Here is a 24,185-nt window from a genome sequence, read left to right as displayed (position 1 = left end):
TGTGAATCGGCAGGATTGTGCCCACCTACACTGGCCGATCCGTCTGAGAAACTGCGGTCCGCCCTTGCTTGCCCCCTCTTCCGTCACCCTGTTTTTCGTGGCCGCGCTGCTGGCCACCACCCTGCTCAAGCTCTGGCTGAACGGCCGCCAGCTGCGCCATGTGGCCCTGCACCGCGGCCAGGTGCCGACGGCCTTTGCTGCCAAGGTGCCACTGGCCGCGCACCAGAAGGCGGCCGACTACACGCTGGCCAAGGGCCGGCTGCAGTTGGTCTCGCTGCTATTCGGCGCCGGCGTGCTGGTGGCCTGGACCCTGCTGGGCGGGCTGAACCAGCTCAACCTTTGGCTGTTCGGCCAGGTGGGCCCGCAGGCCTGGGGCGGCTATGCCTACCCGCTGGCCCTGCTGGCGGGCTTCACGCTGATCAATGCCCTGATCGACCTGCCCTTCGAGCTCTACACCACCTTCAAGCTGGAAGCCCGCTTCGGCTTCAACCGCACCGATCTGAAGACCTTCGTGGCCGACCAGTTCAAGGGCCTGCTGGTGCTGGTGCTGCTGGGCGGCCCGCTGGCCTGGGGCGTGCTGGCGGTGATGCGCCACGCCGGCAGCAGCTGGTGGATCTGGGCCTGGGCGCTGTGGTTCGGCTTCTCGCTCACGCTGATGCTGCTCTACCCGCTGCTGATCGCCCCGCTGTTCAACAAGTTCACGCCGCTCAGTGACGCCACGCTGAAGGAACGCGTCGAGCGGCTGTTCGCGCGCACCGGTTTTGCCGCCAAGGGCCTTTTTGTGATGGACGCCGGCCGCCGCTCGGCCCATGGCAATGCCTACTTCACTGGCCTGGGCGCGGCCAAGCGCGTGGTGCTGTTCGACACCCTGCTGGAGCGCCTGGATCCCCCCGAGGTCGAGGCCGTGCTGGCCCACGAACTGGGCCACTTCAAGCTGCGCCATGTGCCCAAGCGCCTGGTGCTGATGGCCGGCCTCACGCTGGCTGGCTTCGCCCTGCTGGGCTGGCTCTCGCAGCAGCCCGCCTTCTACGCGGGCCTGGGCGTGCAGCCCAATCTGTTGGGGGACAACGAGGCCCTGGCGCTGCTGCTGTTCGGCCTGGTGCTGCCGGTGTTCAGCTTCCCGCTAGGCCCCCTGATGGCCCGCAGCTCGCGCAAGCACGAGTTCGAGGCCGACGCCTTCGCCTGCCAGCATGCCGATGGCCACGCGCTGGCCTCGGCCCTCTTGAAGCTGCACGAGGACAACGCCAGCACCCTCACGCCCGACCCGCTGGTGGCGCGCTGGACTTACTCTCACCCGCCGGCTTCCGAACGGCTCCCCGCCATCCTTTCGCACGCGAGGCCCGCATGAACCCGCTCACCGCCCATTGCCAGGCCAATGCCCCCGCGCTGGACGACAGCGCCGTGGCCGAATGGCTGCCCCAACTGCCCGGCTGGACCCACGAAAACGGCGGCCTGCGCGCCCGCTTCGAGTTCGACAACTTCTACCAGGTGATGGCCTTCGCCAACGCCGTGGCCGAGCTGGCCCATGCGCAGGACCACCACCCCGACATGTCGCTCAGCTATGGCATGGCCACGGTGCGCTGGAGCACGCACAGCGCCGGTGGCAAGGTGAGCCTGAACGATGTGATCTGCGCGGCGCAGGTGAGCGCCCTGCCTGAGGTCTCGCCTTGAGCCGACCGGGCTCGCGCGAGCGCAAGCTTCAGCAAGCACCGCGCGACCATCTGGATCTGGGCCTGGTGGTGCGCGGCCACGGGCGCCACTACCTGGTGGAAACGGCGGAAGGCGGGCGCATCCTCTGCCACCCGCGCGGCAAAAAGAGCGACGCCGTGGTGGGCGACCGCGTGCGCTGGCAGATGACCGGCAGCGACGAGGGCGTCATCGAGGCCCTGGAGCCGCGCCGCAACCTGCTCTACCGCCAGGACGAATGGCGCAGCAAGAGCTTCGCCGCCAACGTGGACCAGCTGCTGGTGCTGGTGGCCGTGGAGCCGGTGTTCAGCGAATCCCTGCTCAGCCGCGCCCTGGTGGCGGCGGCCGAGGCAGGTATCGAGGCCCGCATCGGCCTGAACAAGACCGATCTGCCCGGCGTGGCCGCGGCGCGCCAGCGCCTCGCGCCCTACACCGCCATGGGCATCCAGGTGTTCGAGTGGAGCCTGCAGGCCGACCCGGCCGGCGCCCTGGCACGGCTAGCCCCCTGGCTGCAGGGCAAGACCACGCTGGTGCTGGGCCCCAGCGGCACGGGCAAGAGCACGCTCACCAATCTGCTCATTCCCGATGCCCAGGCCCAGGTGGGCGAGATTTCCGAAGCCCTGAACAGCGGCCGCCACACCACCACCCACACGCAGTGGTACTGGCTGGACGCCGAACGCCAATCCGGCTGGCTGGATTCGCCGGGCTTCCAGACCTTCGGCATCCAGCACATCACCCCCACCCAACTGGCCGGCCTGATGCCCGACTTCGCCGCCGCGGCGGCCGCGGGCTGCCGCTTCGCCAACTGCACGCACCGGCAGGAGCCGGGTTGTGCGGTGCAGGCGGCGCTGAAGGAGGGGCGGATCGTGGAGAGCCGGTATCGGATCTATCTGGAGCTGCATGACGAGCTGAGCCGGCCGCCACACTATGGGTGAGAGCCTGCAGAGGCTGCTGAAGCTCAGCTCCCTGTTGATCGCTGTCTGTCTGTTCCTGCCCTTGCAGTCCTGCACGCTCAAAGGAAAGGAGGAGGTCTTCTTTCCTCTTTCCGGCGATCCGAGCCAATGGTGGATGGTGCTGGCTGTCTATCTGCCGCCTCTGCTGGTCTGGTGGCGGCGGCTTCCCATGATCTGGCGCCTCATCGCCTCGATTGCTTCCTGTACTGCCGGGCTGTATGCGGTCAGCTTCCTGACCTTCGCCCTGCAGTGGAAGGGCAAGCTGCTGCTCGGGTGGTATGTCTATACCGGGGCATCGGCAATTCATCTGAGCAGCAGTCTTGCGCTCGCGTGGATGAACTGGCGCGCCCGGCGAAGTGCCAGGCGCTCAACAGGCTGAGCATGAGGTCTTCGCCGCTTCCGCGCACATCGCCAGGTGGTGCTCGCCGGCAGGTAGGAAGATTCACTGGAGCGACGGATGCGTGAGGGTCCGAATCTGTCGAGACACACTTCACCCAGTTGCTGCATACGGAGCCTGCAATGACCGACCGCACCGTCCTCTCCAAACTGCTCCGCGCCCTGCCCAAGGCCGAACTCCATCTGCACATCGAAGGCACGCTGGAGCCCGAGCTGATCTTCCAGCTCGCGCAACGCAACGGCATTGCCCTCTCCTACCCCAGCGTCGAAGCCCTGCGTGCCGCCTATGCGTTCACGGATCTGCAGAGCTTCCTCGACGTCTACTACGCCGGCGCCAGCGTGCTGATCCACGCGCAGGATTTCGAGGACATGGCCTACGCCTACTTCGAGCGCGCTGCGGCCGATGGCATCGTGCACGCCGAGCTGTTCTTCGACCCGCAGACGCACACCGAGCGTGGCGTGGCGATGGTCACGGTAATTGAGGGCCTGACGCGGGCCGGTGCGCGGGCGCAGCAGGAGCTGGGCATCAGCAGCGCGCTGATCCTCTGCTTCCTGCGTCACCTCAGTGAGGACGCGGCGTTCGAAACCCTGGAGCAGGCCCTGCCCTACCGCCAGCACTTCATCGGCGTGGGGCTGGACAGCAGCGAGCGCGGGCACCCGCCAGAGAAGTTCGCGCGCGTGTTCGCGCGCTGCCGCGAACTCGGCCTGCATCTCGTGGCCCACGCGGGCGAGGAAGGCCCGCCGGCCTATATCGAGACCGCGCTGGACCTACTGAAGGTGGAACGCATCGACCACGGCGTGCGCTGCACCGACAGCCCCGCCCTGGTGCAACGCCTGGCGCGCGAGCAAATTCCACTGACCGTCTGCCCGCTCTCGAACGTGAAGCTGTGCGTGTTCCCGCAGATGAGCGAGCACAACCTGCCGGCGCTGCTGGCGGCCGGGCTGAAGGTGACGCTCAACAGCGACGACCCGGCCTATTTCGGCGGCTATCTGCTGCGCAATTACGAGGCCTGCTTCGAAGCCTTCCCGCAATGGGGCCGGGCCGAGGCGATCCAGCTGGCACGCAACAGCCTGGAGGCCAGCTTTGCCGCCCCGGAGCAGAAGGCCGGCTGGCTGCAGCACCTGGAGGCTGTGGCTGCGGGCGCTTGATTGAAGCCCCGCGTGCCGATTGCCAGCGCCATACCGGAGCAGCCCATGAGCGCCTCAACGGACCCGGGCTGGAAAAGCAGGGGCTTCACACGCATCGCCCAGGCCGCCAGGCACCAGTCGGCCGGCATCTGGCGCGGCCTGCGTCATGACCCGGCCACCGGTGAGGTATCGATTGCCTGCTGGGTGCTTTGCATCGTCGCCCTGCTGCTACCCGTGCCGCGCATCGAGCACCTGCTGCTCGTGCTTTCGCTGCTGCTGGTGGTGCTGGTCGAGTACCTGAACTCGGCCATCGAGGCGGCAGTCGACCGCGTCTCCCTGGAGCCCCACCCGCTGTCCCGTGACGCCAAGGATTACGCCAGCGTGGCCGTCGGACTGGCGGCGCTGATGGCTCTGCTGTGCTGGTTGGTCATCGCAGGGCCGGTGTTCGCGGTCTGGATGGCCCAGCTCCTGGCGGCAAACCTCTGACGAGCAGCGCTGAAGCCGCAGGCCGCGCCCTTGGCTCAAAGGCCCCAGTACGAGCCCAGGCTGCGCTCGTCCTCGGTCAGGATCTCGCACTCCTGGTCCAGGGCCCGGTACTCGGCGTCGAACTGGGCGTGGAAGTCCGCATGGGCGGCGGCGCTGGCCCAGCGGTCCAGGGTCAGGAAGCGGTTTTCGTCCGCCTGGTCCTGCAGCAGTTGTGTGCCCAGGTAGCCCGGCGCCTGGGCGAACAACTGCGCCCAGCGCCCCTGCTGGCCGTAGGCGGCCAGGAAGCCGACCCGCTGCGCGCGTGCGACACGGAACTCCCAGACATATACATAGGCAGGGCTCATGGGCGACTCCAAGGCGAACAGCCTGCATGATGCAGGCTCCAAGCCAGAGCCCTGCCCCCCTCATGTCCATGCTGCCCACCTTTGAAACCCTGAGCGCCCGCCTGGAGGGCGCCGTCGCCGTCCTCAGCCTGAACCGGCCCGACAAGGCCAATGCCATGAACTGGGCGATGTGGCAGGACATCCGCAGCGCCATGCAGTGGGCCGACCGCACGCCCGAGGTGCGCGCCGTGGTGCTGCGCGCCGAAGGGCCGCACTTCACGGCCGGCATCGACCTCGGAATGATGATGGGCCTGCAGGGCCAGATCCAGGACGACTGCGAGGCGCGCGTGCGCGAGAAGCTGCGCGCCCTGATCCTGGAGCTGCAGGACACCCTGACCAGCCTGGAGCGCTGCCGCAAGCCCGTGCTGGCCGCCGTGCATGGCGCCTGCCTGGGTGGCGGCATCGACCTGATCTGCTGCGCCGACATGCGCTACTGCAGTGCCGAGGCCGAGTTCGCCATCAAGGAGATCGACATCGGCATGGTGGCCGACGTGGGCACCCTGCAGCGCCTGCCCAAGCTGGTGGGCAACCAGGGCCTGGTGCGCGAGCTGGCCTACACCGGCCGCAAGGTGGATGCTGCCGAGGCCCTGTCCATCGGCCTGGTGAATCGCGTGTTCGCCAGCCGCGCCGAGCTGGACGCCGGCGTGCTCGGAATCGCCCAGCAGATTGCCAGCAAGTCGCCGCTGGCCATCCGCGGCAGCAAGCAGGCTCTGAACTACGCGCGCGACCACAGCGTGGCCGACGGCCTGGAACAGATCGCCAGCTGGAACGCGGCGATGCTGATCTCCGAAGACCTGATGACGGCGCTGATGAAGGGCCGCGGCGGCCAAGCGCCGCAATTCAGGGACTGATCTCGGCCGCGGGCCCCGCCAGCAACAGCATCACGGAAAGGCCCAGGTACAGGGCCCCGAACAACGCGCCGGCCTGGATCTCGCGCGGCGTCAGGTCGCGCAGCGCCGGCTCCTCCGGCCGGGCCTGACGGGCGGCATGCACCGCAAAGCCGGCCACATAGGCCAGGAACAGCGCGGGCAGCCACCAGGGCACGGCCGGGTCGGCCTCACGCCAGGCCAGCAGGGCCAGCGCCGCCCAGATCCACTCCGCCAGGGAAAAGCACAAAGGGGTCAGGCTGATGCGCCCGCGCGCGCGCCACAGCAGGCCGGCGTCCAGCACCTGGCCCAAGCCCATGGCGGCACTGCCCAGCAGGAACCAATGCGCGCTCAAGCAGCCTCCCGGGCCGCTGTCAGCGGCGCGGCGCCGTGCTCAGCGCAGCTCGCGCACCACCGGGGCGTCGCGAACCTCGCGCACTTCGGCATCCACCACCTCACCAGCCGCCCCGCGGGCCTGCTGGCGCCGCGGCCAAGCCTGGGTCGCAAAGCGGAAGTCCGGCCGGCGCGGCTGCGGCCGGCCGAGCAGGCGGGCCAGCAGGCGGCGCAGGCCGAACACGGCCAGCAGCACCGCCGCCACCAGCAGGCCCAGGGCCAGCAGACCCAGGGTCAGGACGGCGGCCGCCACCACGAACACGGCCCGCACCACGGCATTCAACACAGCAGCAACTCCTTGCAAGATCCCCGGCCAAATGGGGGCGTCAGGCCGGAATTCAAGCACGAGCCGCTCCGCGCGCCCCAAGTGCGGGGTTTCAAGCGCTCACGGGCAGCGGCGCGGCAACAGGCCTTCGCGCGGGGCAGCGGGCCAAGCCATCGCGCCCTGCAGCGACGTCACAGGCCGGAAAAACCCACCCCCGCAAGCACGCGCCAGGCGCAAGGGCCCCGCAAGCAAACTGGGCGAAGATCCTGCCCCATGCCCGCCTACCGCCTGCTCTATATCGAGGACAACCCCGTCAACGCCCTGGTGGTGGAAGAGCTGGTGAGCCGAAGGGCGGACATCGAGCTGCGCGGCGCCGAAGACGGCCAGTCCGGCCTGGCGCTGGCGCGCGACTGGCGCCCGCACCTGGTGCTGCTGGACATGCAACTGCCCGATCTGGACGGCTTCCAGGTCCGCCAGGCCCTGGCCGAGCACCCCGATACCGCCGCGATTCCCTGCATCGCCCTGTCGGCCAATGCCATGCCCGAGGACATCAAGTCCGCGCTGGCCGCCGGCTTTGCTGATTACTGGACCAAGCCGATCGATTTCCAGGCTTTCCAGAAGGGCCTGGCCGAGCGCCTGCCCCACAGGGGCTGAAACGGAACAGGCCGGCAAGGCCGGCCTGTTCATTCAAGCGTCAAACCCGCATCACGCCGGGATCAGCCCCCGGCCCTTCAGCATCGGTTCGATCTGCGCATCGCGCCCACGGAAGGCGCGGTAGGCCGCACCCGGCTCCTGGCTATTGCCCGCGGCCAGGATCTGCTCGCGGTAGCGCTGCGCGGTGGCGGCATCGAAGATGTCGCCGGCCTCTTTGAAGGCCTCGAAGGCGTCGCAGTCCAGCACCTCGGCCCACAGGTAGACGTAGTAGCCGGAGGCGTAGCTGTCGCCCACGAACAGGTGCTGGAAGTGCGGCAGGCGGTGGTTCATGCCGCAGTCCGCCGGGGCACCCAGGCGCTCCAGGGTCTGCTGCTCGAAGGCGACGATGTCCGGCGCTTCTTCGTCTTCCAGCGCGTGGATGGCCAGATCGACCAGGGCCGAGGCGGTGTAGCGCACCGTCTCGTAGCCCTGGTTGAACAGCTCGGCGGCCTTGATGCGTTCGATCAGCTCGTGCGGGATGGCGGCGCCGGTCTGGTAGTGCTTGGCGTGGCGCTGCATCACCGTGGGGTCGGCGATCCAGTGCTCCATCAGCTGCGAGGGCAGCTCGACGAAGTCGCGCAGCACCTGCGTGCCGCTCAAGCGCTCGTAGCGGGTCTCGCTCAGCATGCCGTGCAGGCCGTGGCCGAACTCGTGGAAAAGCGTGCGCACGTCGTCCAGGCTCAGCAGCGTGGGTTCACCCGGCGCGCCCTTGGCGAAGTTGTTGTTGTTGAGGATGACGGGCGACTGCGCAGAGCCGTTTCGGTGCGCCCAGCGCAGCGCGTTCATCCAGGCGCCGCTGCGCTTGCCCACGCGGGCGAAGTTGTCGTGCAGGAAGACGGCGCGGTGGGCGCCGCTCTGATCGAACACCTCGTAGGCCACCACGTCGGGGTGGTAGACGGGCCAATCGGCCCGCTGTTCGAAGCGCAGACCGTAGAGGCGCTGGGCGCAATCGAACATCGCCGCCACCATGGCTTCGAGCGGGAAGTAGGGCTTGAGCTCGGCCTCGTCGAGCGCGTAGCGCGCCTGGCGCACCTTCTCGGCATAGAAGCGCCAGTCCCAGGCTTCCACCTTGTCCATGAAGCCATGCGAGAGCGCGGCGGCCTGCACGGCCTCGCGCTCCAGCTGGGTGGCGTTCAGCGCGGCATCCCACACCCGCTTGAGCAGGCCCTGCACGGCGGCCTGGTTCTGCGCCATGGTGTCGGCGAGCTGGTAGTCGGCGAAGTTGGTGTAGCCATGCAGGCGCGCCTGCTCGTTGCGAAGGGTCAGGATTTCCTGGGCGATGGCGCGGTTGTCGGTCTCGCCCTCGTGCTCGCCGCGCGAGACCCAGGCGGCCCAGGCCTGCTGGCGCAGGTCGCGGCGGGCCGAGAAGGTCAGGAAAGGCACGACGTGGGAGCGCGAGAGCGTCACGAGGTGCGCACCGTCTTCCAGGCCACGCTCCACGGCGGCCTGCTTCATCACGGCGCGCACGAACTCGGGCAGGCCGGCCAGCTCGGCCTCGCTCTTCAGGATCAGGCGGTAGCCGGCTTCATCGGCCAGCACGTTCTGCGCGAACTGGGTGTTCAGCTCGGCCAAGCGCTGCATGATGGCCGCGTAGCGCTCGCGCGCGGCCGGGGCCAGCTTGGCACCGGCACGCACGGCCTCCAGGTGCAGGCGCTCCAGCAGGCGCTGCTGGTCGGCGGCCAGGCCGAGCTGGGCGCGCTGCGCCATCAGCGCATCCAGGCGCTGGAACAGGCCCTGGTGCATGGCCACCCAGCTGGCGTGCGCGGCCATCGGGGCGGCCACTTCGCGCTGCACGGCCTGCAGGGCCTCGTTCGTGGCCGAGGCGGCCAGCGTGTAGAACAGCGATTCGATGCGGTTCAGCAGGCGGCCGCTGGCGTCGAAGGCGGCCACGGTGTTGTCGAAGCTCGGCGGCGCTGGGTTGGCGGCGATGGCCTCGATCTCTTGCCGGTGCGCGGCCATTGCGGCCTCAAACGCCGGCATGAAATGCGCCGGCTCAATCTCGGCGAAGGGCGGCAGACCGGCCGGACCGGTCCACTCCTGCAGCAGCGGGTTCATGCGCACCCCGCTCACTGGCCGGCAGCCTTCTTGGCGGCCATTTCCTTCTTGATCGCGTCTTCGTCGCGCTCGTCGTAGGGGCGGTTGCCGCACTCGGCGCGCCACTTGTCCTCGGCCTCGCCGAGCTTGTCCACGCGCGCCGAAGCTTCCGACTGGCGCTTGTTGAAGTCGTCGATCTTCTGCATCAAGGCTTCTTCACGCGCCTTCAGGGCCTTGAGGCGGGCGTTGTGGGCGTCCACGCGGGCGGTCAGTTCGGCGGCGGCCTTGTCGTAGTCGGCCTTCACTTCCTTCTGCTTGGCCGGCTTGAGTTCACCGATGGTCTTGCTCAGCTCTTCACCGCGCTTGCGCAGGGCCTCGTTGTCGGCCACCAGCACGGTCTGCGCGGCCACGAAATCCTTCTGCTCGTTCTCGAACGCGGTCTTGTCGGACTTGACGGCGTCGGCATGCGTCAGCAGTTCCTTGTCTTCCGCCTCGATGGCCTTGCTCTCGGTGACATTGGCCTCGCGGCGCGCCAGGCATTCACGCAACTCGTCGCGCGTCATCAGCTTGGGCCTGGCCTTGGCCGGCGTGGCTTCGGGCTTGGCCGGCGCCTTGGCGGCGGGCTTGGCCGGCTGCTTGGGCGGGGTTTGCGCGTTCACCGCGGTGGTGCTCAGGGCGGCGATCAAAGCCAGGGTCAGAAGGGGTGCGCGCATGGCTGAAACGGGGTCAGTTGGACGAACCGGCGATGATGCCATGACCCCCGTCTGGCACCGGAAGCCTCCCCATAATCCCCGGCTTCCCAAACCGTCGGCGCCCTGCGCCGCCCCAGCCGCTCATGAAACCCGTCCTGCTGGCCAGCCTGCTGGCCACCGCGCTGACCGCCGGCGCCCAGACCCCCGACGAAGACCCCTACCTCTGGCTTGAAGAAGTCAGCGGCGAGAAGGCCATGGCCTGGGTCAAGGCCCGCAATGCCGAGACCGAAGCGCTGCTGAAGAACCGCCCCGGCTTCGAGGCCCTGCGCGCCGAGCTGCTTGAAGGCCTGAACGCCAAGGACCGCATTCCCCGCTTCACGCGCATGGGCGACTGGGTCTACAACCTGTGGCAGGACGACAAGCACAAGCGCGGCATCTGGCGCCGCACCACGCTGGCCGAGTACGCCAAGGCCGAACCCGCCTGGGAAACCGTGCTGGACCTGGACGCCCTGGGCGCCACCGAAGGCAAGAGCTGGGTGTTTGCTGGCGCCAACTGCCTGGCGCCCGACTACCGCCGCTGCCTGCTCTCGCTCTCGCCGGGCGGCTCGGACGCCTCCGTGGTGCGCGAGTTCGACACCCGCGACAAGGCCTTCGTCAAGGGCGGCTTCGAACTGCCCGAGGCCAAGAGCCAGGTGGACTGGAAGGACAGCAACCACATCTTCGTCGGCACCGATTTCGGCCCCGGCAGCATGACGGATTCGGGCTACCCGCGCATCAGCAAGCTCTGGCAGCGCGGCACCCCGCTGGCCAGCGCCAAGACCCTGTTCGAAGGCGAGCAGAAGGACACCTGGGTGGGCGTGGGCGTGGACGGCCACGGCGCCCAGCAGCGGGCCCTGATCCAGCGCGCGCTGGACTTCTACCGCGCCGAGTACCGCCTGCTCACGCCCAAGGGCCTGAAGAAGCTGGACCTGCCACTGGACGCCCAACCCCAGCTCTGGAGAGAGCGCCTGCTGGTGCGCCTGCGCTCCGACTGGACCGTGGGCGGCCAGAGCTTCAAGGCCGGCAGCCTGCTGGTCGGCAGCTGGAAGGATTTCCTGGCCGGCAAACCCAAGTTCAGCAGCCTGTTCGAGCCCACCAGCACCCGTTCGCTGGCCGGCTTCATCACCACCCAGCAGCATGTGGTGCTGAACGTCTCGGACAAGGTGGCCTCCAAGCTGGAGGAATGGGACTTCCGCGGCAAGACGCCCGCCAAGCGCGCCGTGCAGGCGCCCTTCCCCGGCACGCTGACGATCAGCAGTCTGTACGACAGCGACCTGAAGAAGGACGCCCTGGCCGACCGCTACCTGATCAGCTACACGGACTTCCTGACCCCCGACACGCTCTCGCTGGCACGCGCCGGCAGCGACGAGCGCCAGGCCCTGAAGAGCCGCACCACCTGGTTCGACGCCGAGGGCATGCGCGCCGAGCAGCACTTCGTCAACAGCAAGGACGGCACGTCCATCCCCTACTTCGTCATCTACCCCAAGGGGGCGAAGGCGGACGGCAAAAACCCCACGCTGCTGTACGGCTACGGCGGCTTCGAGGTGAGCATGACGCCGGGCTACAGCAGCAGCCGCGGCCGTGGCTGGCTCGCCAAGGGTGGCGTGTTCGTGCTGGCCAACATCCGTGGCGGCGGCGAGTTCGGCCCCACCTGGCACAAGGCCGCCATCCGCGAGAACAAGCAGCGCTCCTACGACGACTTCATTGCCGTGGCGGAGGACCTGATCGCCAAGAAGATCACCACCCCGGCGCAGCTCGGCATCATGGGCGGCAGCAACGGCGGCCTGCTGATGGGCGCCATCGTCACCCAGCGGCCCGACCTGTTCAACGCCGTGGTCTGCCAGGTGCCGCTGCTGGACATGAAGCGCTATCACAAGCTGCTGGCCGGTGCTTCGTGGATGGCCGAGTACGGTGACCCCGACAAGGCCGAGGACTGGGCCTTCATCAGCCAGTACAGCCCCTACCAGAACGTCAAGGCCGGCGTGAAGATGCCGCGCGTGCTGATCAACACCAGCACCAAGGACGACCGCGTGCACCCCGGCCACGCCCGCAAGATGGCCGCGCGCATGATCGAGCTGGGCCACAACCCGCTGTACTGGGAAAACATCGAGGGCGGCCACGGCGGCGCGGCAGACAACGAACAGCGCGCCACCTGGCAGGCCATCGAGTACAGCTACCTGTGGATGCAACTGGGCGGCAAGTGATGCTCGAGATCCACCACCTGCCCGAGCAGCAGCGCTTCGAGGGCCGCCACCCGAACGGCGTGTGCGAGTTGGACTACGTCCGCCAGGGCCAGGTGCTGACCTTCACCCACACCGGCACCCCGCCGGCGTTGCGCGGCCAGGGCCTGGCCGCACAGGTGGTGGAAGCCGGCCTGCAGTGGGCGCGCAGCGAAGGCTGCAAGGTGGTGCCGGCCTGCAGCTATGTGGCGGTGTACATGCAGCGCCACCCCGAGTGGAACGACCTGCGCGCCTGAGCACAGGCGCCGGTGATCCGAAGGCCCGCGCTGCGGGCCTTTTTTCATAGCAGATCGAGCACCCGCTCGGGCGGGCGGCACAGGCCCACGCCGCGTGGCCCCACCACGATGGGACGGTTCAGCAGCACCGGGTGCTGCGCCATCGCATCCAGCAGGGCCTCGTCGTCCAGCGCCGGGTTGTCCAGGCCCAGCTCGGCGTAGGTCGTTTCCTTGCTGCGCAGCAGGCCGCGCAGGCCCAGGCCGCTGGCACGCGCCAACTCCTTCAGCGTGGCGCGGTCCGGCGGGGCCTGCAGATACTCCACCACCACCGGCTCGTGGCCGGCCTGGCGGATGAGTTCCAGCGCGGCGCGCGAGTTGCTGCAGCGGGGGTTGTGATAGATCGTGATCACGGGCGGGGATTCCAAAAAGCGGGGGCCGCACTGTCGCTCAAGTCTGGCCCTCGCCCCTCACCTCATGGGTGCGGCCATCACGGATGTGATACAGGCGCTTGAAGGTCGGGATGATCTTCTCGTCGTGGGTGACGACGATCACCGCCGTGTGGTGCTGCACCGCCATCTGGTTCAGCAGCGCCACCACGGCCAGGGCGCGCTCGCTGTCCAGCGGGGCGGTGGGCTCGTCGGCCAGGATCACCGGCGGGCGGTTGGCCAGCGCACGCGCAATCGACACGCGCTGCTGCTCGCCGCCCGAGAGCTCCGAGGGCTGCGCCCGCGCGCGGTGGTCCATGTCCAGCGCCTTCAACAGCTCGCGGGCACGGGCACGCGCCTCGGCATTGGGCCGACCGGCCAGCATGGGCAGCAGGGCCACGTTGTCGGTCACGTCCAGGAAGGGAATCAGGTAGGGCGCCTGGAACACGAAGCCGATGCGGTCGCGCCGCAGCGCGCGCAGGTCGGGGGTCTTCCAGCCTTCGTCGTAGATGGTGTCGCCCCCCAGCACCATGCGGCCGCCGCTGGGCTCGATGACCGCGCCGAGGCACTTCAGCAGCGTGCTCTTGCCCGAGCCCGACGGGCCGACCAGGCCCACCACCTCGCCCGGCGCCACATGCAGGTGCACGTCCTTGAGCGCATCCACCGCAGTGTCGCCCTGGCCGTAGCGCTTGCGCAGGCCTTCGATGCGGATGCCCGGCTCCGTCACCTCAGCCCCCGATCGCCTCGGCCGGATCGACCCGCAGCGCCGCCCGGATGGCCAGGGTGCTGGCCAGCGCGCAGATCAGCAGCACGGCCACCAGGCCGCGCGCCGCGTCGCCCGCTTCCAGCAGCACGTACTTGGGGAACACCGGCGCCCAAACGGTGGCCGCCAACTTGCCCACCGCAAAGCCGATCAGACCCAGGCCCAAGGCCTGCTGCAGGATCATGGCGGCGATGGTGCGGTTGTGGGTGCCGATGAGCTTGAGCACCGCGATCTCGCGGATCTTGCCCAGCGTCATCGTGTAGATGATGAAGGCCACGATGGCCGCGCTGACCACGGCCAGAATCACCAGGAACAGGCCGATCTGCCGCGCCGAGGTGGCGATCAGCTTGGCCACCAGGAGCTCCTCCATCTGCGCACGGCTGTAGGCCGCCAGGTGCTTCCAGCGGCGCACCGGCTCGGCCACCGCCTCGGCCGGGAAGCCGGGGGCCAGCTGCACCAGGATGGCGTTGACCTGGTGGTTGCTGGCCAACGCGGCCTGCGTGCTTTCCAGCAGGCCCGGCACGCCGGGGCGGTTGAAGACCGGGTTGGCCGCGCTGCGCGCGCGCTCGTTCAGGATGGCCTCGTTGTCCTTCAGGAACTGCGCTTCCTGCGCATCCTTGAGCGGAATGAAGACCATCGGGTCGCCGCCGGAAGACACCTGGCGCCGCGTCAGCCCGACCACCGTGTAGTCGTGGCGCCGGATGCGGATGCGCTCGCCCAGCGCGAAGCCGGTGCGCACATCGGCCACGGCCTCGTAGTGGCTGCGCGTCAGCTGCCGGCCGGCCACCAGGTAACCGGGCTCGCCCGGCTGGCCGGCTTCGAAGCCGACCACCAGGGCGCGCACCTCGCCCTCGCCGCTGGCGGCCTCGTGCAGCGGGCCCACGCGGCGCACCTGCATCGTCAGGTAGGTGACGTTGGCGGCGCGCGCCACGCCGGGCAGGCCACGCACGCTGCGCACCACGTCGTCGCGCAGGCTGGAGGCATCGGCATAGGGGCCCTGGGTGTCCTGCTGAACGATCCACAGGTCTGCGCCGCTGTTGCTGAGCAAGGCGCGCGCGTCATCCACCATGCCGCGATAGACGCCCGCCATGGTCAGGGTCACGCCGATCAGCAGGCCCAGGCCCATGCCGGTGAGAACGAACTTGCCCCAGGCATGCAGGATGTCGCGGCCGGCCAGGCTGATCACAAGGGCGCCCCCGCCAGCGCGGCCACCACGCGCGTGCGGCTGCCGGCCTCCAGCGCCCGTTCGCTGTGCACCACCACGGTGGCTCCGGCGGGCAGGCCCTCCAGCACCTGCACGCGGCCCTCCAGGCTGCTGGCTCCCAGGCGCACCGGGCGGAAATGCAGGCCCTCGGCATCCAGCTGCCAGACGCCGCTGCGGCCCTGCTGGCGCCGGATGGCGGCATTGGGCACGGTCGGCGCCAGGCCAGTCTCGGGCAGGTTCAGCGTGACTTCGGCCAGTTCGCCCACCGAAAGCGTGGCGGGCAGGCGCTCGAAGCGCACCTGGGCCACGCGCTCCTCAGTCACGCTGTCGCTCAGCGCCTCCACCCGGGCCACCTGGCCAGGGAGCGGGTGCTCGGGGTCGGAGCGCAGCACGATCTGCGCCGGCAGGCCGGCGGCCAATCCGGCCGAGCGCCCCTGGTCCAGGCGCAGCTTGACCCAGAGCGAGCTCGGGTCGATCAGGCGCAACACCGGCTGGCCGGCCACCACCGTGGCGCCGGGCTCGGCCTCGCGGCTGACAACCACGGCATCAAACGGCGCCAGCAGCTGCACATGGGCGCGCTGCTGGCGCACCGCCGCGCGTTCGGCCGCCAGGCGCTGCTGGTCCAGCCGCGCGGCGGCCAGATTGGCCTGCGCCGCACCGACGGCGGCCTGCGCCGAGGCCAGCTCCTGCTGCCGGGCCTCCAACGCGCCGGGGCTGATGAAGTTCTGGGCCGCCAGCTCGGCATGGCGGCGCCAGTTGGCCGCGGTCAGGGCCTGGCGCGCCCGCGCGTCGTCCAACTGCGCCTGGGCCGCTTGCAGCGCGCTTGCTGCACGGGCGCTGGCGGCGTCCAGCGCGGCCACGCGGGCCTCCAGGTCCACGGGGTCCATTTCGGCCAGCAGCTGACCGGCCCGCACGCGCTCCCCCACATCCACCGCCACGCTTTGCACGCGCCCGGCCCCCGTGGGGCCGATCAGCACGCTGCGGCGCGCTTCCACCGTGCCGATGCCGAACAAGGCGGGCGCCAGGCGCGCCGGCTCGGCCCGCGCCACCGTGACGCGCACGGGCGCCAGCGGCCCGGCGCGCAGCGCCCCAAAGAGCAGCGCCGCCAGCAGCGCCAAGCCCAGCAGCCCGAGCACCAACCGACGCCCCTTCACACCCAGGCGCTTCATGACGAAGCTCCCACGCCGCGCAGGTAGAGCGCCAGCACACGCCCAGCCAGCGGGCGCATCGCCGCCGGTTGCCCGGTCAGCATGGACTGCATCACCAGGCCCTGGAGCAAGCCCAGGAAGGCGGTGGCGGCCGCCTCGGCGTCCAGCCCGGCGCGCAGCTGCCCTTGCGCGCCGGCAGCCCCCAGCAGCGCCAGCAGCAGCTGCCGGTAAGCCTGCAGCAGGGCGCGCACCTCCCGCTTGGCGGGGGAGTCTCCCGGCTGCTGCAGCTCATGAAAGATGACGCGCGGCACGCCGGGGTGGGCCACCACGAACTCGACATGGGCGTGGAACACCGCCTCAAGCGCGGCGCGGGGTGAAGCGGCACCCTCCGCGGCTTCCTGCACGGCTTGCAGGAGGGTGGCGTGCACCCAGCACATGGCCGCCAGCCAGATGGCGTCCTTGCTGGAGAAATGTTTGAACAGCGCACCCTGCGTCACGCCCACGGCCTCGGCGATCTCGCCGGTGGTGATCTGGCCCGGACTGCGTTCGCTGGCCAAGCGCAAGGCCGCGGCCACGATCTCGGCCTGGCGTTTTTCGGTGGGCAGTCGGGCGGGCATGGGACTGCGTCCTATTGGTAAGTAACCTATTACTTGCCAAGTCTACGCACTTTTGACGCAGGCTGCCAGGGGGCCCCTGGAAATCCGGGTAGGTCCCTGGCCCATGCGGCCGCCCCAGCCACCCCGCAAAGGTCGGACTCCAATAATCAAAACGTTCCCGCAGCGCCTGAGCTGCGCTACCCCACCCGCCCCTCGCGAGGTCTGCCATGTACGGATTCACCACCACCCTCACCGGCCTGTCGTTCGACGAAGCCCTCAGCCGCACCACGGCCGCCCTGAAGGCCGAGGGCTTCGGCGTGCTCAGCGACATCGACGTGCAGCACGCCATGAAGGAGAAGCTCGGCGCCGAGATGCGCCCCTACCGCATCCTGGGCGCCTGCAACCCGCCGCTGGCCCACCAAGCCCTGCAGGCCGAGCCCGACATCGGCCTGCTGCTGCCCTGCAATGTCATCGTGCGCGAAGAGGCACCGGGGCAGGTGGTGGTGGGTTTCTTGGACCCGCAGACCATGGTGGCCTTGGTGGGCAAGCCCGGCGTGAAGGCGGTGGCCGACGAAGCCGAGCGCCGCCTGCGGCGCGCCTGCGCGGCCCTGGCAGGCAACTGATCTGAGCCTCAGAAGCTCAGCACGAATGCCGCGCCCCCCTCCAGCGGCCGCGCATGGCGCAGGCGGCCGCCCATGCCGTGCACCAGCTGGCGCGTCAGCGTCAGGCCGATGCCATGCCCCCCGGGCGTGGCGCTGAAGAAGGGCAGGAAGATCTGCTGCTCCAGCCCGGGTGGCACGCCGGGGCCGTTGTCGCGCACGGTCAGGCGCAGGCGTCCGCCGCGAGACAGGCGCGCCTCGATCCACAGCTGCGGCTGCGGGGTGTCCTGGGTGGCGATCTCGGCGTTGCGAATCAGATTCAGCAGCGCCTGCTCCAGCTGCGCCGGGTCGGCCTGCAGGCGCAGGCCGGGGTGGGCCAGATCGAAGTGCGCCGCCCCGCCACGCGCGGCCCAGGACGGCGCCACCGCGGCCTGCAGGCGTGCCAGCAGCGCGCCCAGGTCCACCGGCTCCAGCTGCGGCGGCGGCAGCTGGCTCAGACGCCGGTAGTCGGCCACGAAGCGCTGCAGACCGGCGGCGCGCTGGGCGATGGTGTCCAGCGCCAGGCGCAGCTCGTCGCCCGCCGCGGGGTCGTCCAGCAGTTCCAGTGCGCCTTGGCTCAGGCTGGCGATGGGCGTGAGCGAGTTCATGATCTCGTGCGTCAGCACCTGCACCAGCTGCTGCCAGGCCAGCAGGCGCTCGCTTTCCAGCGCCGACTCCAGCGGCAGCAGCACCAGCAGCACCTGGGCTTCGCCCGCCAGCTGCAGGGGCTGCAGGGCCAGGCTCCAGCGCTCGCTGCCGCGCTCGGTGTCCAGCTGCAGCTGACCGGCCTGACCGGCGCGCGCACGCTCAATCAGCAAGGCTTGCAGTGCCGCCGCGTCCTGCACCGCGCCGGGGGCCAGCAGGCGGCGCGCGCGCTGGCTCAGCGGCTGCAGCCGGCCCGCGCCGCTCAGCACCCAGCTGGCCGCCGGCAGGTGCTCCAGCTGGATCTGCAGGCGCGCCAGGGCGTCGGGCGGCGGCGCGGGCGCAAGCGGCTCCGGTGGGGGTGGCGCGGCCGTGCGGCGTGGCCAGCCCAGGGCCAGCGCGGCCAGCAGCAGCAGGGCGGCCGCACTGAGCCAGCGCGCGCTGGCCTGGCCGGCAGCGGCACCGGCCGCCACCGCCAGCGCCAGGCCTGCCAGGGCACGCCAGCGCTCAGAGCCCATGTTTGTCCAGGCGCCGGTACAGGGCCGCACGCGAAAGACCGAGCAGCCGCGCGGCCGCGCTCAGATTGCCTTGCGCCTCGGCCATGGCGGCCAGCACAGCGGCGCGCTCCTGCACCGCCAGCGAGCGCGGCGGCTCGGCCGGTGCCCCCGCCACGGTCTCCGCGGCTGCGCGCGGGGTCAGCTGCAAGGCGTCCCGGCAGGTGGCCACCAAGCGGGGGTTGTCCCAGGGTTTGGTGAGGAAATCGAAGGCGCCGCGCTTGACCGCCTGCACGGCCAGGTCGATCTCGGCATAGGCCGTCATCACCACCACGGCCGGCGGCTGCGGCCGCGCCTGCACCTCGGCCAGCAGGCGCAGCCCCTGCGCGCCATCGCTGCGGCCCGGGCCGAAGTTCAGGTCCAGCAGCAGCAAGCCGGGGCGAAGGCGATCCAGCGCAGCCGGCAGCTCGGCCGGGCGCTGGATGCAATGCACCGGGGCGACACGGCGCTGCAGCAGCAGTTGGGCGGCGAGGCCGACGTCCGGGTCGTCGTCAAGCAGCAGGATCGGCGGCGTAGGGCTCATCACGACCTGCATCTTCGTCGCCTGGGCGGTGGCGGGCGAGGCGGCTGTCCGCTTTCGGACAGGGGACTGGGCAAGCCCGGGACCGGCCGCGACAGTGGCGCCATGTCTGTTGTTCCCAGCCCCCCCGCCCCGCCGGCACCGCACTCCGGCGCTGCGATGGACCGCGCCCTGCCGCCCACCGGCCGGCTGCGCCGGTTCGCGCCCTGGGGGCTTGGCGGGCTGGGTCTGCTCAGCCTGGCGCTCTGGGGCGGTCAGGCCCTGCCCAGCCAGCCCGTGGCCCGCAACGCCCAGCTCGCCCCGGTGCGGCAAGGCGAGTTCCGCGACGAGCTCGCCCTGCGTGCCCGCGTGGAGCCCCTGCGCTCGGTGCAACTGGATGCGCAGGAAAGCGGCCGCGTCGAAGCGGTGTTCGTGCGCGATGGGGATTGGGTCGAGGCCGGCAGCCCGCTCTACCGCCTGCACAGCCCGGAGCAGGAACAGCTGCTGATGCAGCGCCGTGCCGAGGTGGCGCAGCAGCTGGCCAATATGGCCGCGCAGCGCAGCGCCCAGGCCGCCAGCCTGGCGCAGAGCCGGCGCGAGCTGCTGCAGCTGCAGGCCGCGCAGCAGCAGGCCGAGGCCGAATACCGGCGCCAGGCCACCCTGGCCGCGCAGGGCTTCGTCTCCAGCGCCGCGCTCGATCAGGCGCAGCGCCAGCTGCAGCTGGCCGAGCAGCTGCTGGCCCAGACCCGCGAGGACCAGGCGCAGGAGGCGCTGACCCGCCAGCAGTCCCTGGATGAAATGGCACGCGCCGTCAGCGGCCTGCAGGGGGGCCTGCAACTGCTGCAGCGCGCGCACGAGCGCCTGCAACTGCGCGCCCCCTTGAGCGGTCGCCTGAGCGGCTTCACGCCGCAGCTGGGCGCCACGCTGCAGCCGGGCGAGCGCCTGGGCCGCATTGACGACCCGGACGCCGGCATGCAGCTGGTGGCCGAGCTGGACGAGTACTACCTGCCGCGCCTGCAGCCCGGCCAGCAGGCACTCAGCAGCCTGGGGCCGCTACGCCTGACCCAGACCCTGCCCCAGGTGCAGGGCGGCAAGGCCCGCGTGCTGCTGCGCTGGCTGCAGCCGCCGGCCGCAGCCAGCCTGCGCCCCGGCCAGGCGGTGGAGCTGCGCCTGCAGTTCAGCCCGCCCAGCGCGGCCCTGCTGCTGCCCGATGGACCGGGCGTGCAGAGCCGCCTCTATGTGCGCCAGGGCGGGCAGCTGCTGCGCCGCACGGTGCAGCTCGGCCGCCGCGCAGCCGGCCAGGTGGAAGTGCTGGCCGGCCTGCAGGCTGGCGAGCAGGTCCTGATCTCTCAACCCCCTCACGAGGCCGAGCGCCTCGCCCTGCCATGATCGAACTCCAGCACATCAGCAAGCGGCACCGCGCCGGCGCGGTTGAAACCACCGCGCTCGACGCCGTCGACCTGCAGATCGAAGCCGGCGAGTACCTCGCCATCACCGGCCCCTCGGGCTGCGGCAAGTCCACCCTGCTCGGCCTGCTCGGTCTGCTCGACCGCCCCAGCAGCGGGCGCTACCTGCTGCAGGGCGAGGACCTGACGCAGCGCAGCGAACGCGAGCTCGCGGCCATCCGCCGCGGCCGCATCGGCTTCGTGTTCCAGAGCTTCAATCTGGTCGACGAGCTCACGGTGGCCGACAACGTGCAGCTGGCGCTGCGCTACGGCGAGCTGCCCGCCAAGGCCCAGCGCCAGCGCGTGGCCGAGGTGCTGGAGCGCCTGGGTCTGGCGCACCGCGCCGCCCACCACCCCAGCCAGCTCAGCGGCGGCCAGCAGCAGCGCGTGGCCATCGCCCGCGCCATCGCCGCCCGCCCCGCCCTGCTGCTGGCCGATGAGCCGACCGGCAATCTGGACAGCGCCCATGGCCAGGAGGTCATGCGCCTGCTGCGCGAGCTCAACGACGAAGGCACCACCCTGGTGATGGTGACGCACAGCGCCGAGCATGCCGCCATGGCCTCGCGCACCCTGCGCCTGCTCGACGGCCGCGTGCTGGTGGACGCCCCGCTGGAGTTGGCCGCATGAAAGCGCTGCTGCTCGACGCCCTGCGCGCACTGCGCAAGCGCCCCGGCGCCACCGCGGTGGCAGCCGGCGGCCTGATGCTGGCCCTGGCCACCACCCTGCTGGTCGGCCTGCTGGCCCTGGCCCTGGCCAGCACCGACCCTGCCATCCCGGAACCCGAGCGCATCGTGATGCTGGACTTCAAGGGCAACCCGCCCGGCCAGCCCAGCGACTGGTTCGCCGCCTCGCCGGTGGCCTTCGGCAGCCTGCTCAAGCACAGCGGCGCCCCCCTGGACCTGATCGCCCGCAGCAGCGATGACGGTTTCAATCTGCGCCTCGAAGGCGAGCTGCAGCCGCTGAACCTGGTGGTGGCCGACCCCGAACTCGTCAGCCTGTTCGGCTGGCGCGCCCTGGCCGGCGACCTGCGGGCCACCCTGCAGCGGCGCGACGCCCTCGCGCTGACGCAGAGCCTGGTGCGCCGGCTCTGGGGCGAGCTGGCGCCGCAGCAGGCGCTTGGCCGCAGCCTGGAGTCCAACGGCAAGGTCTATGTCGTCACGGCCGTCATCCCCGACCCCGACGCCCGCAACCCCTTGAGCGACTACCAGCTGCTGGCCGGCTTCGACGGCCAGGCCAATGCCCTAAACGAGCAAGATCAGCAGGCGATCTTCATGGTCAACGGCCGCGTGTTCGCGCGCCTGCGCCCCGGCGGCACAGCGGCAGAGATCGGCCCCTGGATGCGCGAGGCCTTCCGCGCCAGCCCCGGCTATGCGCAGCTGCCGGCAGATTGGAAGGACGGCCGCGAAGCCGCCTACTTCCGCGGCCTGCCCCTGGTCGAGCTGCCCTTTGCCGGCGCCGAGAACGGCATGCGCTGGCTGCAGGTGGGCGCACTGGGCGCCGCCAGCGCCCTGCTGCTGCTGCTGGCCGCCATCAACACGATGAACCTGCAGGCCGCCCAGTTGCTGCAGCGCCAGCGCGAAACCGCGCTGCGGCGCAGCCTGGGGGCGGCCGCGCCGCAGCTGCTGCAGCTCTGGGCCACCGAGCTGCTGCTGCCTCTGCTGCTGGCCGGCGCCGGCGCACTGCTGCTGGCCTGGTGGCTGGCACCCGCCTTGGCTGCCTGGCTGGGCCTGCCGCCCGCGCTGAACCTGGCCGACCCGCCACCGCGGGTGGCCCTGGTCGGCCTGCTCGGCGTCTGCGCCCTGCTGCTGCCGCTGGCGCTCGCCCTGCCGGCCTGGGCCGCGCTGCGCCGCGCCCCCGCCCCGGCGCTGCAGGGCCGCACCGCCAGCGAGGGCCCCTGGGGCCGGCGCGTACGCCAGCTGCTGCTGGCCCTGCAACTCGCCGGCGCCTTGCTGCTGCTGGCCCTGACCGGCGTGCTGGCGCTGCAGCACCGGCACCTGCTGCAGGCCGATCGCGGCTTCGCCACCGAAAACCGGCTCGTCATGACCGTCTGGGCCACGCCGGCCGACGCCCCCAAAGCCGCCCCCTTGCTGGCCGCGCTGAACCGCCACCCGGCCGTACAGCACTGGGGCTTCAGCAGCGCGGTGCCGGCACGCGACACGCGCGGCCAGCAGGAGGTGCATGTGAGCGCCAGCGGCCACAAACAGGTGCTGCGCCTGACCCGTGTCTCGCCCGGCTACTTCGCCACCTACGGCATGCGCTGGCTGGCCGGCGAGCCCCGCGCCAGCTCGGGCGAAAAGCTGCTGGTGCTGGACGAACGCGCCGCCCGCGCGCTGGGCTTTGCCACGCCCCAAGCCGCGCTGGGCGCGGTGCTGCGCGGTGGCGGCGACTACCTGCAGGAAGGCCAGGACCCGCGCCGCGTCGTCGGCGTGGTGGCCGCCGTGAAGCAGGAGGGCGTGCGCGAGGCGCCGCAGGCCCAGGGCTTCCTGGTCAGCGACGAACCCCAGGGCAATCTGACCCTCTACGGCCCCGACCTGCCGGCCCTGCGCGCCGCGCTGGACCAGGCCTGGAAGGACATCGGTGCCCCGCTGGTGCGCTACGTGCGCAGCGTGGATGAGCAGCGTTCCCTGGCCTACCGCCAGGAGGCCCAGCTCGCCGGCCTGCTGGCCGCCCTGGCCCTGCTGGCCGTGGGCGTGGCGGCGCTGGGCGCCTATGCGCTGGTGGCCGACACCCTGCGCCGGCGCCGCACCGAGCTGGTGCTGCGCCGCCTGCATGGCGCGGGCGGCCTGGACATCGTGCGCAGCGTGATCAGCGAGTTCCGCACCCCCATGGCCCTGGCCGCCCTGCTGGCCCTGCCGCTGGCGGCCTGGCTGGGTTCGGTCTACCTGGCGGGTTTCCAGGAACGCGTGGCGCCCCTGCCCGGCCTGCTGCTGCCGCTGCTGTCGGCCGCCCTGCTGACGCTGGCGGTACTGGCCGGCGCGGTGGTGCGCCATGTGCGCCTGGCCCTGGCCCTGCGGCCGATCGATGTGCTGAACTGATCAGCCGCTGGCGCGTGCGCGCAAGGCCTGCCACTCGCGCGCCAGCAGGCCGTACATGGCCGAGTCCGACACCTGGCCGGCGACGATCCAGCGCTCGCGCAAGCGCCCTTCGAGCTGAAAGCCCAGACGCGTGAGCAGCTGGGCCGAGGCCTCGTTCTCGGGGTCGATGTCGGCCTCGACGCGGTGCAGGTTCAGCGGGCCGAAGCCCCAGTCCAGCAGCGCTGCCACCGCCTCGCGGGCATAGCCCTGGCCCCAGTGCCGCGGCCCCAGGCCGTAGCCCAGCTCGGCACGACGGTTGCCGTCGTGGATCTTGTAGAGCGTGCAGGTGCCCAGAAGGGCATCGTCGGCGCGCCGCACCAGCCCCAGGCGCACATGCTCGCCTCGGGCGAGGTCCAGCTGATCCTGCTCGATCAGCTGCTGGGCCTGCGCCAGCTCCGTCCAGGGCGCGCTGCTCCAGTAGCGCGTGAAGGCCGGGTCGGAGTGGATGCCGAACAGCGCCTGCGCATCGTCCGCCCGCAGAGGGCGCAAGTGCAGGCGTTCGGTGAAGAGCTGAAGGTCGCGGTGGTCAGGCATGCGGGCATTAGAGCCCGCCGCTGCGCGCGCAATGAAAAACGCCCTGATGGCGAACCATCAGGGCGTTCTCGTATCTGGCGGAGACGGAGGGATTCGAACCCTCGATGCAGGTTTTGCCCACATACTCCCTTAGCAGGGGAGCACCTTCGGCCACTCGGTCACGTCTCCGGCGAAGCCCTGCATTATGGCAGAGA

27 protein-coding genes and 1 tRNA gene are annotated in these 24,185 nt (G+C 70.7%); 14 read left to right on the top strand and 14 right to left on the bottom strand.

Going from position 1 to position 24,185, the window contains the following annotated elements; translation table 11 throughout:
• Positions 1-64: 64 nt before the first annotated feature.
• The 6 genes from I7X39_RS17085 to I7X39_RS17060 all read left to right on the top strand — a co-directional run bounded on the left by I7X39_RS17085 (position 65) and on the right by I7X39_RS17060 (position 4,649).
• Positions 65-1,348: a M48 family metallopeptidase gene (locus I7X39_RS17085; RefSeq protein ID WP_198112378.1), complete on the top strand. Its 1,284-nt coding sequence runs from the start codon at positions 65-67 to the stop codon at positions 1,346-1,348.
• Entirely contained in the window at positions 1,345-1,671 is a 327-nt protein-coding gene (locus tag I7X39_RS17080) for a 4a-hydroxytetrahydrobiopterin dehydratase (protein ID WP_198112377.1), read from the top strand. Before I7X39_RS17085 ends, I7X39_RS17080 begins: the two co-directional genes overlap by 4 nt.
• Positions 1,668-2,621 carry a ribosome small subunit-dependent GTPase A gene (gene rsgA / locus I7X39_RS17075; RefSeq protein WP_198112376.1) on the top strand — a complete coding sequence of 318 codons (954 nt, stop codon included), beginning with the start codon at positions 1,668-1,670 and terminating at the stop codon, positions 2,619-2,621. The genes I7X39_RS17080 and rsgA overlap by 4 nt, the downstream gene beginning before the upstream one ends.
• Complete coding sequence (locus tag I7X39_RS17070) at positions 2,614-3,018, top strand: hypothetical protein (RefSeq protein WP_198112375.1); 405 nt, start codon at positions 2,614-2,616, stop codon at positions 3,016-3,018. Before rsgA ends, I7X39_RS17070 begins: the two co-directional genes overlap by 8 nt.
• A gap of 140 nt (positions 3,019-3,158) precedes the next feature.
• Entirely contained in the window at positions 3,159-4,184 is a 1,026-nt protein-coding gene (locus I7X39_RS17065; RefSeq protein WP_198112374.1) for an adenosine deaminase, read from the top strand.
• Between the two features lie 45 nt (positions 4,185-4,229).
• Positions 4,230-4,649 (top strand): diacylglycerol kinase, encoded by a 420-nt coding sequence (locus tag I7X39_RS17060; RefSeq protein ID WP_198112373.1) that lies wholly within the window; start codon positions 4,230-4,232, stop codon positions 4,647-4,649.
• 35 nt (positions 4,650-4,684) lie between these two features.
• On the opposite strand, the gene I7X39_RS17055 is transcribed toward I7X39_RS17060, so the two are convergent.
• The gene (locus tag I7X39_RS17055) at positions 4,685-4,993 is read right to left on the bottom strand and encodes an antibiotic biosynthesis monooxygenase family protein (RefSeq protein WP_198112372.1); all 309 of its coding nucleotides are present in this window, start codon (positions 4,991-4,993) and stop codon (positions 4,685-4,687) included.
• A gap of 62 nt (positions 4,994-5,055) precedes the next feature.
• Here I7X39_RS17055 and I7X39_RS17050 point away from each other — a divergent pair, with 62 nt between their 5' ends.
• Positions 5,056-5,883, top strand: coding sequence for a crotonase/enoyl-CoA hydratase family protein (locus I7X39_RS17050; RefSeq protein ID WP_232352020.1), 828 nt, complete (start codon positions 5,056-5,058; stop codon positions 5,881-5,883).
• Here I7X39_RS17050 and I7X39_RS23305 read toward each other — a convergent pair.
• Both I7X39_RS23305 and I7X39_RS23300 read right to left on the bottom strand, forming a co-directional pair.
• Positions 5,873-6,253, bottom strand: coding sequence for a hypothetical protein (locus I7X39_RS23305; RefSeq protein WP_232352019.1), 381 nt, complete (start codon positions 6,251-6,253; stop codon positions 5,873-5,875). The genes I7X39_RS17050 and I7X39_RS23305 overlap by 11 nt on opposite strands.
• Positions 6,254-6,292: 39 nt before the next feature.
• A complete protein-coding gene (locus tag I7X39_RS23300; protein ID WP_232352018.1) occupies positions 6,293-6,577 on the bottom strand; it encodes a hypothetical protein in 285 nt (94 codons plus the stop codon).
• A gap of 252 nt (positions 6,578-6,829) precedes the next feature.
• Here I7X39_RS23300 and I7X39_RS23295 point away from each other — a divergent pair, with 252 nt between their 5' ends.
• The gene (locus tag I7X39_RS23295; protein ID WP_232352017.1) at positions 6,830-7,210 is read left to right on the top strand and encodes a response regulator; all 381 of its coding nucleotides are present in this window, start codon (positions 6,830-6,832) and stop codon (positions 7,208-7,210) included.
• Between the two features lie 51 nt (positions 7,211-7,261).
• Here I7X39_RS23295 and I7X39_RS17035 read toward each other — a convergent pair whose 3' ends face one another.
• Together I7X39_RS17035 and I7X39_RS17030 are read right to left on the bottom strand one after the other, a co-directional pair.
• Positions 7,262-9,304: a M3 family metallopeptidase gene (locus tag I7X39_RS17035; protein ID WP_198112369.1), complete on the bottom strand. Its 2,043-nt coding sequence runs from the start codon at positions 9,302-9,304 to the stop codon at positions 7,262-7,264.
• 11 nt (positions 9,305-9,315) lie between these two features.
• Entirely contained in the window at positions 9,316-9,996 is a 681-nt protein-coding gene (locus I7X39_RS17030; RefSeq protein ID WP_198112368.1) for a hypothetical protein, read from the bottom strand.
• A gap of 122 nt (positions 9,997-10,118) precedes the next feature.
• Here I7X39_RS17030 and I7X39_RS17025 point away from each other — a divergent pair, with 122 nt between their 5' ends.
• Together I7X39_RS17025 and I7X39_RS17020 are read left to right on the top strand one after the other, a co-directional pair.
• Positions 10,119-12,218, top strand: coding sequence for a prolyl oligopeptidase family serine peptidase (locus I7X39_RS17025; RefSeq protein WP_198112367.1), 2,100 nt, complete (start codon positions 10,119-10,121; stop codon positions 12,216-12,218).
• Positions 12,218-12,490: a GNAT family N-acetyltransferase gene (locus I7X39_RS17020; protein ID WP_198112366.1), complete on the top strand. Its 273-nt coding sequence runs from the start codon at positions 12,218-12,220 to the stop codon at positions 12,488-12,490. The genes I7X39_RS17025 and I7X39_RS17020 overlap by 1 nt, the downstream gene beginning before the upstream one ends.
• Before the next feature lie 44 nt (positions 12,491-12,534).
• On the opposite strand, the gene arsC is transcribed toward I7X39_RS17020, so the two are convergent.
• The 5 genes from arsC to I7X39_RS16995 are packed head-to-tail and all read right to left on the bottom strand — an operon-like array spanning position 12,535 to position 16,626.
• A complete protein-coding gene (arsC, locus tag I7X39_RS17015) occupies positions 12,535-12,879 on the bottom strand; it encodes an arsenate reductase (glutaredoxin) (RefSeq protein ID WP_198112365.1) in 345 nt (114 codons plus the stop codon).
• A gap of 37 nt (positions 12,880-12,916) precedes the next feature.
• The gene (locus tag I7X39_RS17010) at positions 12,917-13,621 is read right to left on the bottom strand and encodes an ABC transporter ATP-binding protein (protein ID WP_198112364.1); all 705 of its coding nucleotides are present in this window, start codon (positions 13,619-13,621) and stop codon (positions 12,917-12,919) included.
• 1 nt (position 13,622) lies between these two features.
• Positions 13,623-14,843 (bottom strand): ABC transporter permease, encoded by a 1,221-nt coding sequence (locus tag I7X39_RS17005; RefSeq protein ID WP_198112363.1) that lies wholly within the window; start codon positions 14,841-14,843, stop codon positions 13,623-13,625.
• Positions 14,840-16,030, bottom strand: a complete 1,191-nt coding sequence (locus I7X39_RS17000) for an efflux RND transporter periplasmic adaptor subunit (protein WP_198112362.1) — start codon at positions 16,028-16,030, stop codon at positions 14,840-14,842. The genes I7X39_RS17005 and I7X39_RS17000 overlap by 4 nt, the downstream gene beginning before the upstream one ends.
• Positions 16,027-16,626: a TetR/AcrR family transcriptional regulator gene (locus tag I7X39_RS16995; protein WP_198112361.1), complete on the bottom strand. Its 600-nt coding sequence runs from the start codon at positions 16,624-16,626 to the stop codon at positions 16,027-16,029. The genes I7X39_RS17000 and I7X39_RS16995 overlap by 4 nt, the downstream gene beginning before the upstream one ends.
• 206 nt (positions 16,627-16,832) lie before the next feature.
• Between I7X39_RS16995 and I7X39_RS16990 the strand changes: the two genes are divergently transcribed.
• On the top strand, positions 16,833-17,228 hold the full coding sequence (locus I7X39_RS16990; protein ID WP_198112360.1) for a DUF302 domain-containing protein: 396 nt from the start codon (positions 16,833-16,835) through the stop codon (positions 17,226-17,228).
• A gap of 8 nt (positions 17,229-17,236) precedes the next feature.
• On the opposite strand, the gene I7X39_RS23715 is transcribed toward I7X39_RS16990, so the two are convergent.
• Together I7X39_RS23715 and I7X39_RS16980 are read right to left on the bottom strand one after the other, a co-directional pair.
• A complete protein-coding gene (locus tag I7X39_RS23715) occupies positions 17,237-18,403 on the bottom strand; it encodes a sensor histidine kinase (protein ID WP_310739940.1) in 1,167 nt (388 codons plus the stop codon).
• A complete protein-coding gene (locus I7X39_RS16980; RefSeq protein WP_198112359.1) occupies positions 18,393-18,962 on the bottom strand; it encodes a response regulator in 570 nt (189 codons plus the stop codon). The genes I7X39_RS23715 and I7X39_RS16980 overlap by 11 nt, the downstream gene beginning before the upstream one ends.
• Positions 18,963-19,064: 102 nt before the next feature.
• Here I7X39_RS16980 and I7X39_RS16975 point away from each other — a divergent pair, with 102 nt between their 5' ends.
• From I7X39_RS16975 to I7X39_RS16965, 3 genes are read left to right on the top strand one after another with little or no spacing between them, the layout of a single operon-like run.
• Positions 19,065-20,327, top strand: a complete 1,263-nt coding sequence (locus I7X39_RS16975; protein ID WP_198112358.1) for an efflux RND transporter periplasmic adaptor subunit — start codon at positions 19,065-19,067, stop codon at positions 20,325-20,327.
• Complete coding sequence (locus I7X39_RS16970) at positions 20,324-21,010, top strand: ABC transporter ATP-binding protein (RefSeq protein ID WP_198112357.1); 687 nt, start codon at positions 20,324-20,326, stop codon at positions 21,008-21,010. The genes I7X39_RS16975 and I7X39_RS16970 overlap by 4 nt, the downstream gene beginning before the upstream one ends.
• The gene (locus I7X39_RS16965) at positions 21,007-23,418 is read left to right on the top strand and encodes an FtsX-like permease family protein (protein WP_198112356.1); all 2,412 of its coding nucleotides are present in this window, start codon (positions 21,007-21,009) and stop codon (positions 23,416-23,418) included. Before I7X39_RS16970 ends, I7X39_RS16965 begins: the two co-directional genes overlap by 4 nt.
• Here I7X39_RS16965 and I7X39_RS16960 read toward each other — a convergent pair whose 3' ends face one another.
• Together I7X39_RS16960 and I7X39_RS16955 are read right to left on the bottom strand one after the other, a co-directional pair.
• Positions 23,419-23,991, bottom strand: a complete 573-nt coding sequence (locus tag I7X39_RS16960; RefSeq protein ID WP_198112355.1) for a GNAT family N-acetyltransferase — start codon at positions 23,989-23,991, stop codon at positions 23,419-23,421.
• Between the two features lie 75 nt (positions 23,992-24,066).
• Positions 24,067-24,159, bottom strand: a tRNA-Ser gene (locus I7X39_RS16955).
• Between the last annotated feature and the right edge of the window lie 26 nt (positions 24,160-24,185).

This window comes from Inhella proteolytica (genome assembly GCF_016093275.1).
GTDB classification, from domain to species: Bacteria; Pseudomonadota; Gammaproteobacteria; order Burkholderiales; family Burkholderiaceae_C; genus Inhella; species Inhella proteolytica.
Note: the sequence above shows the minus strand (reverse complement) of the source record. Positions and strands in the feature narration are given on the sequence as shown.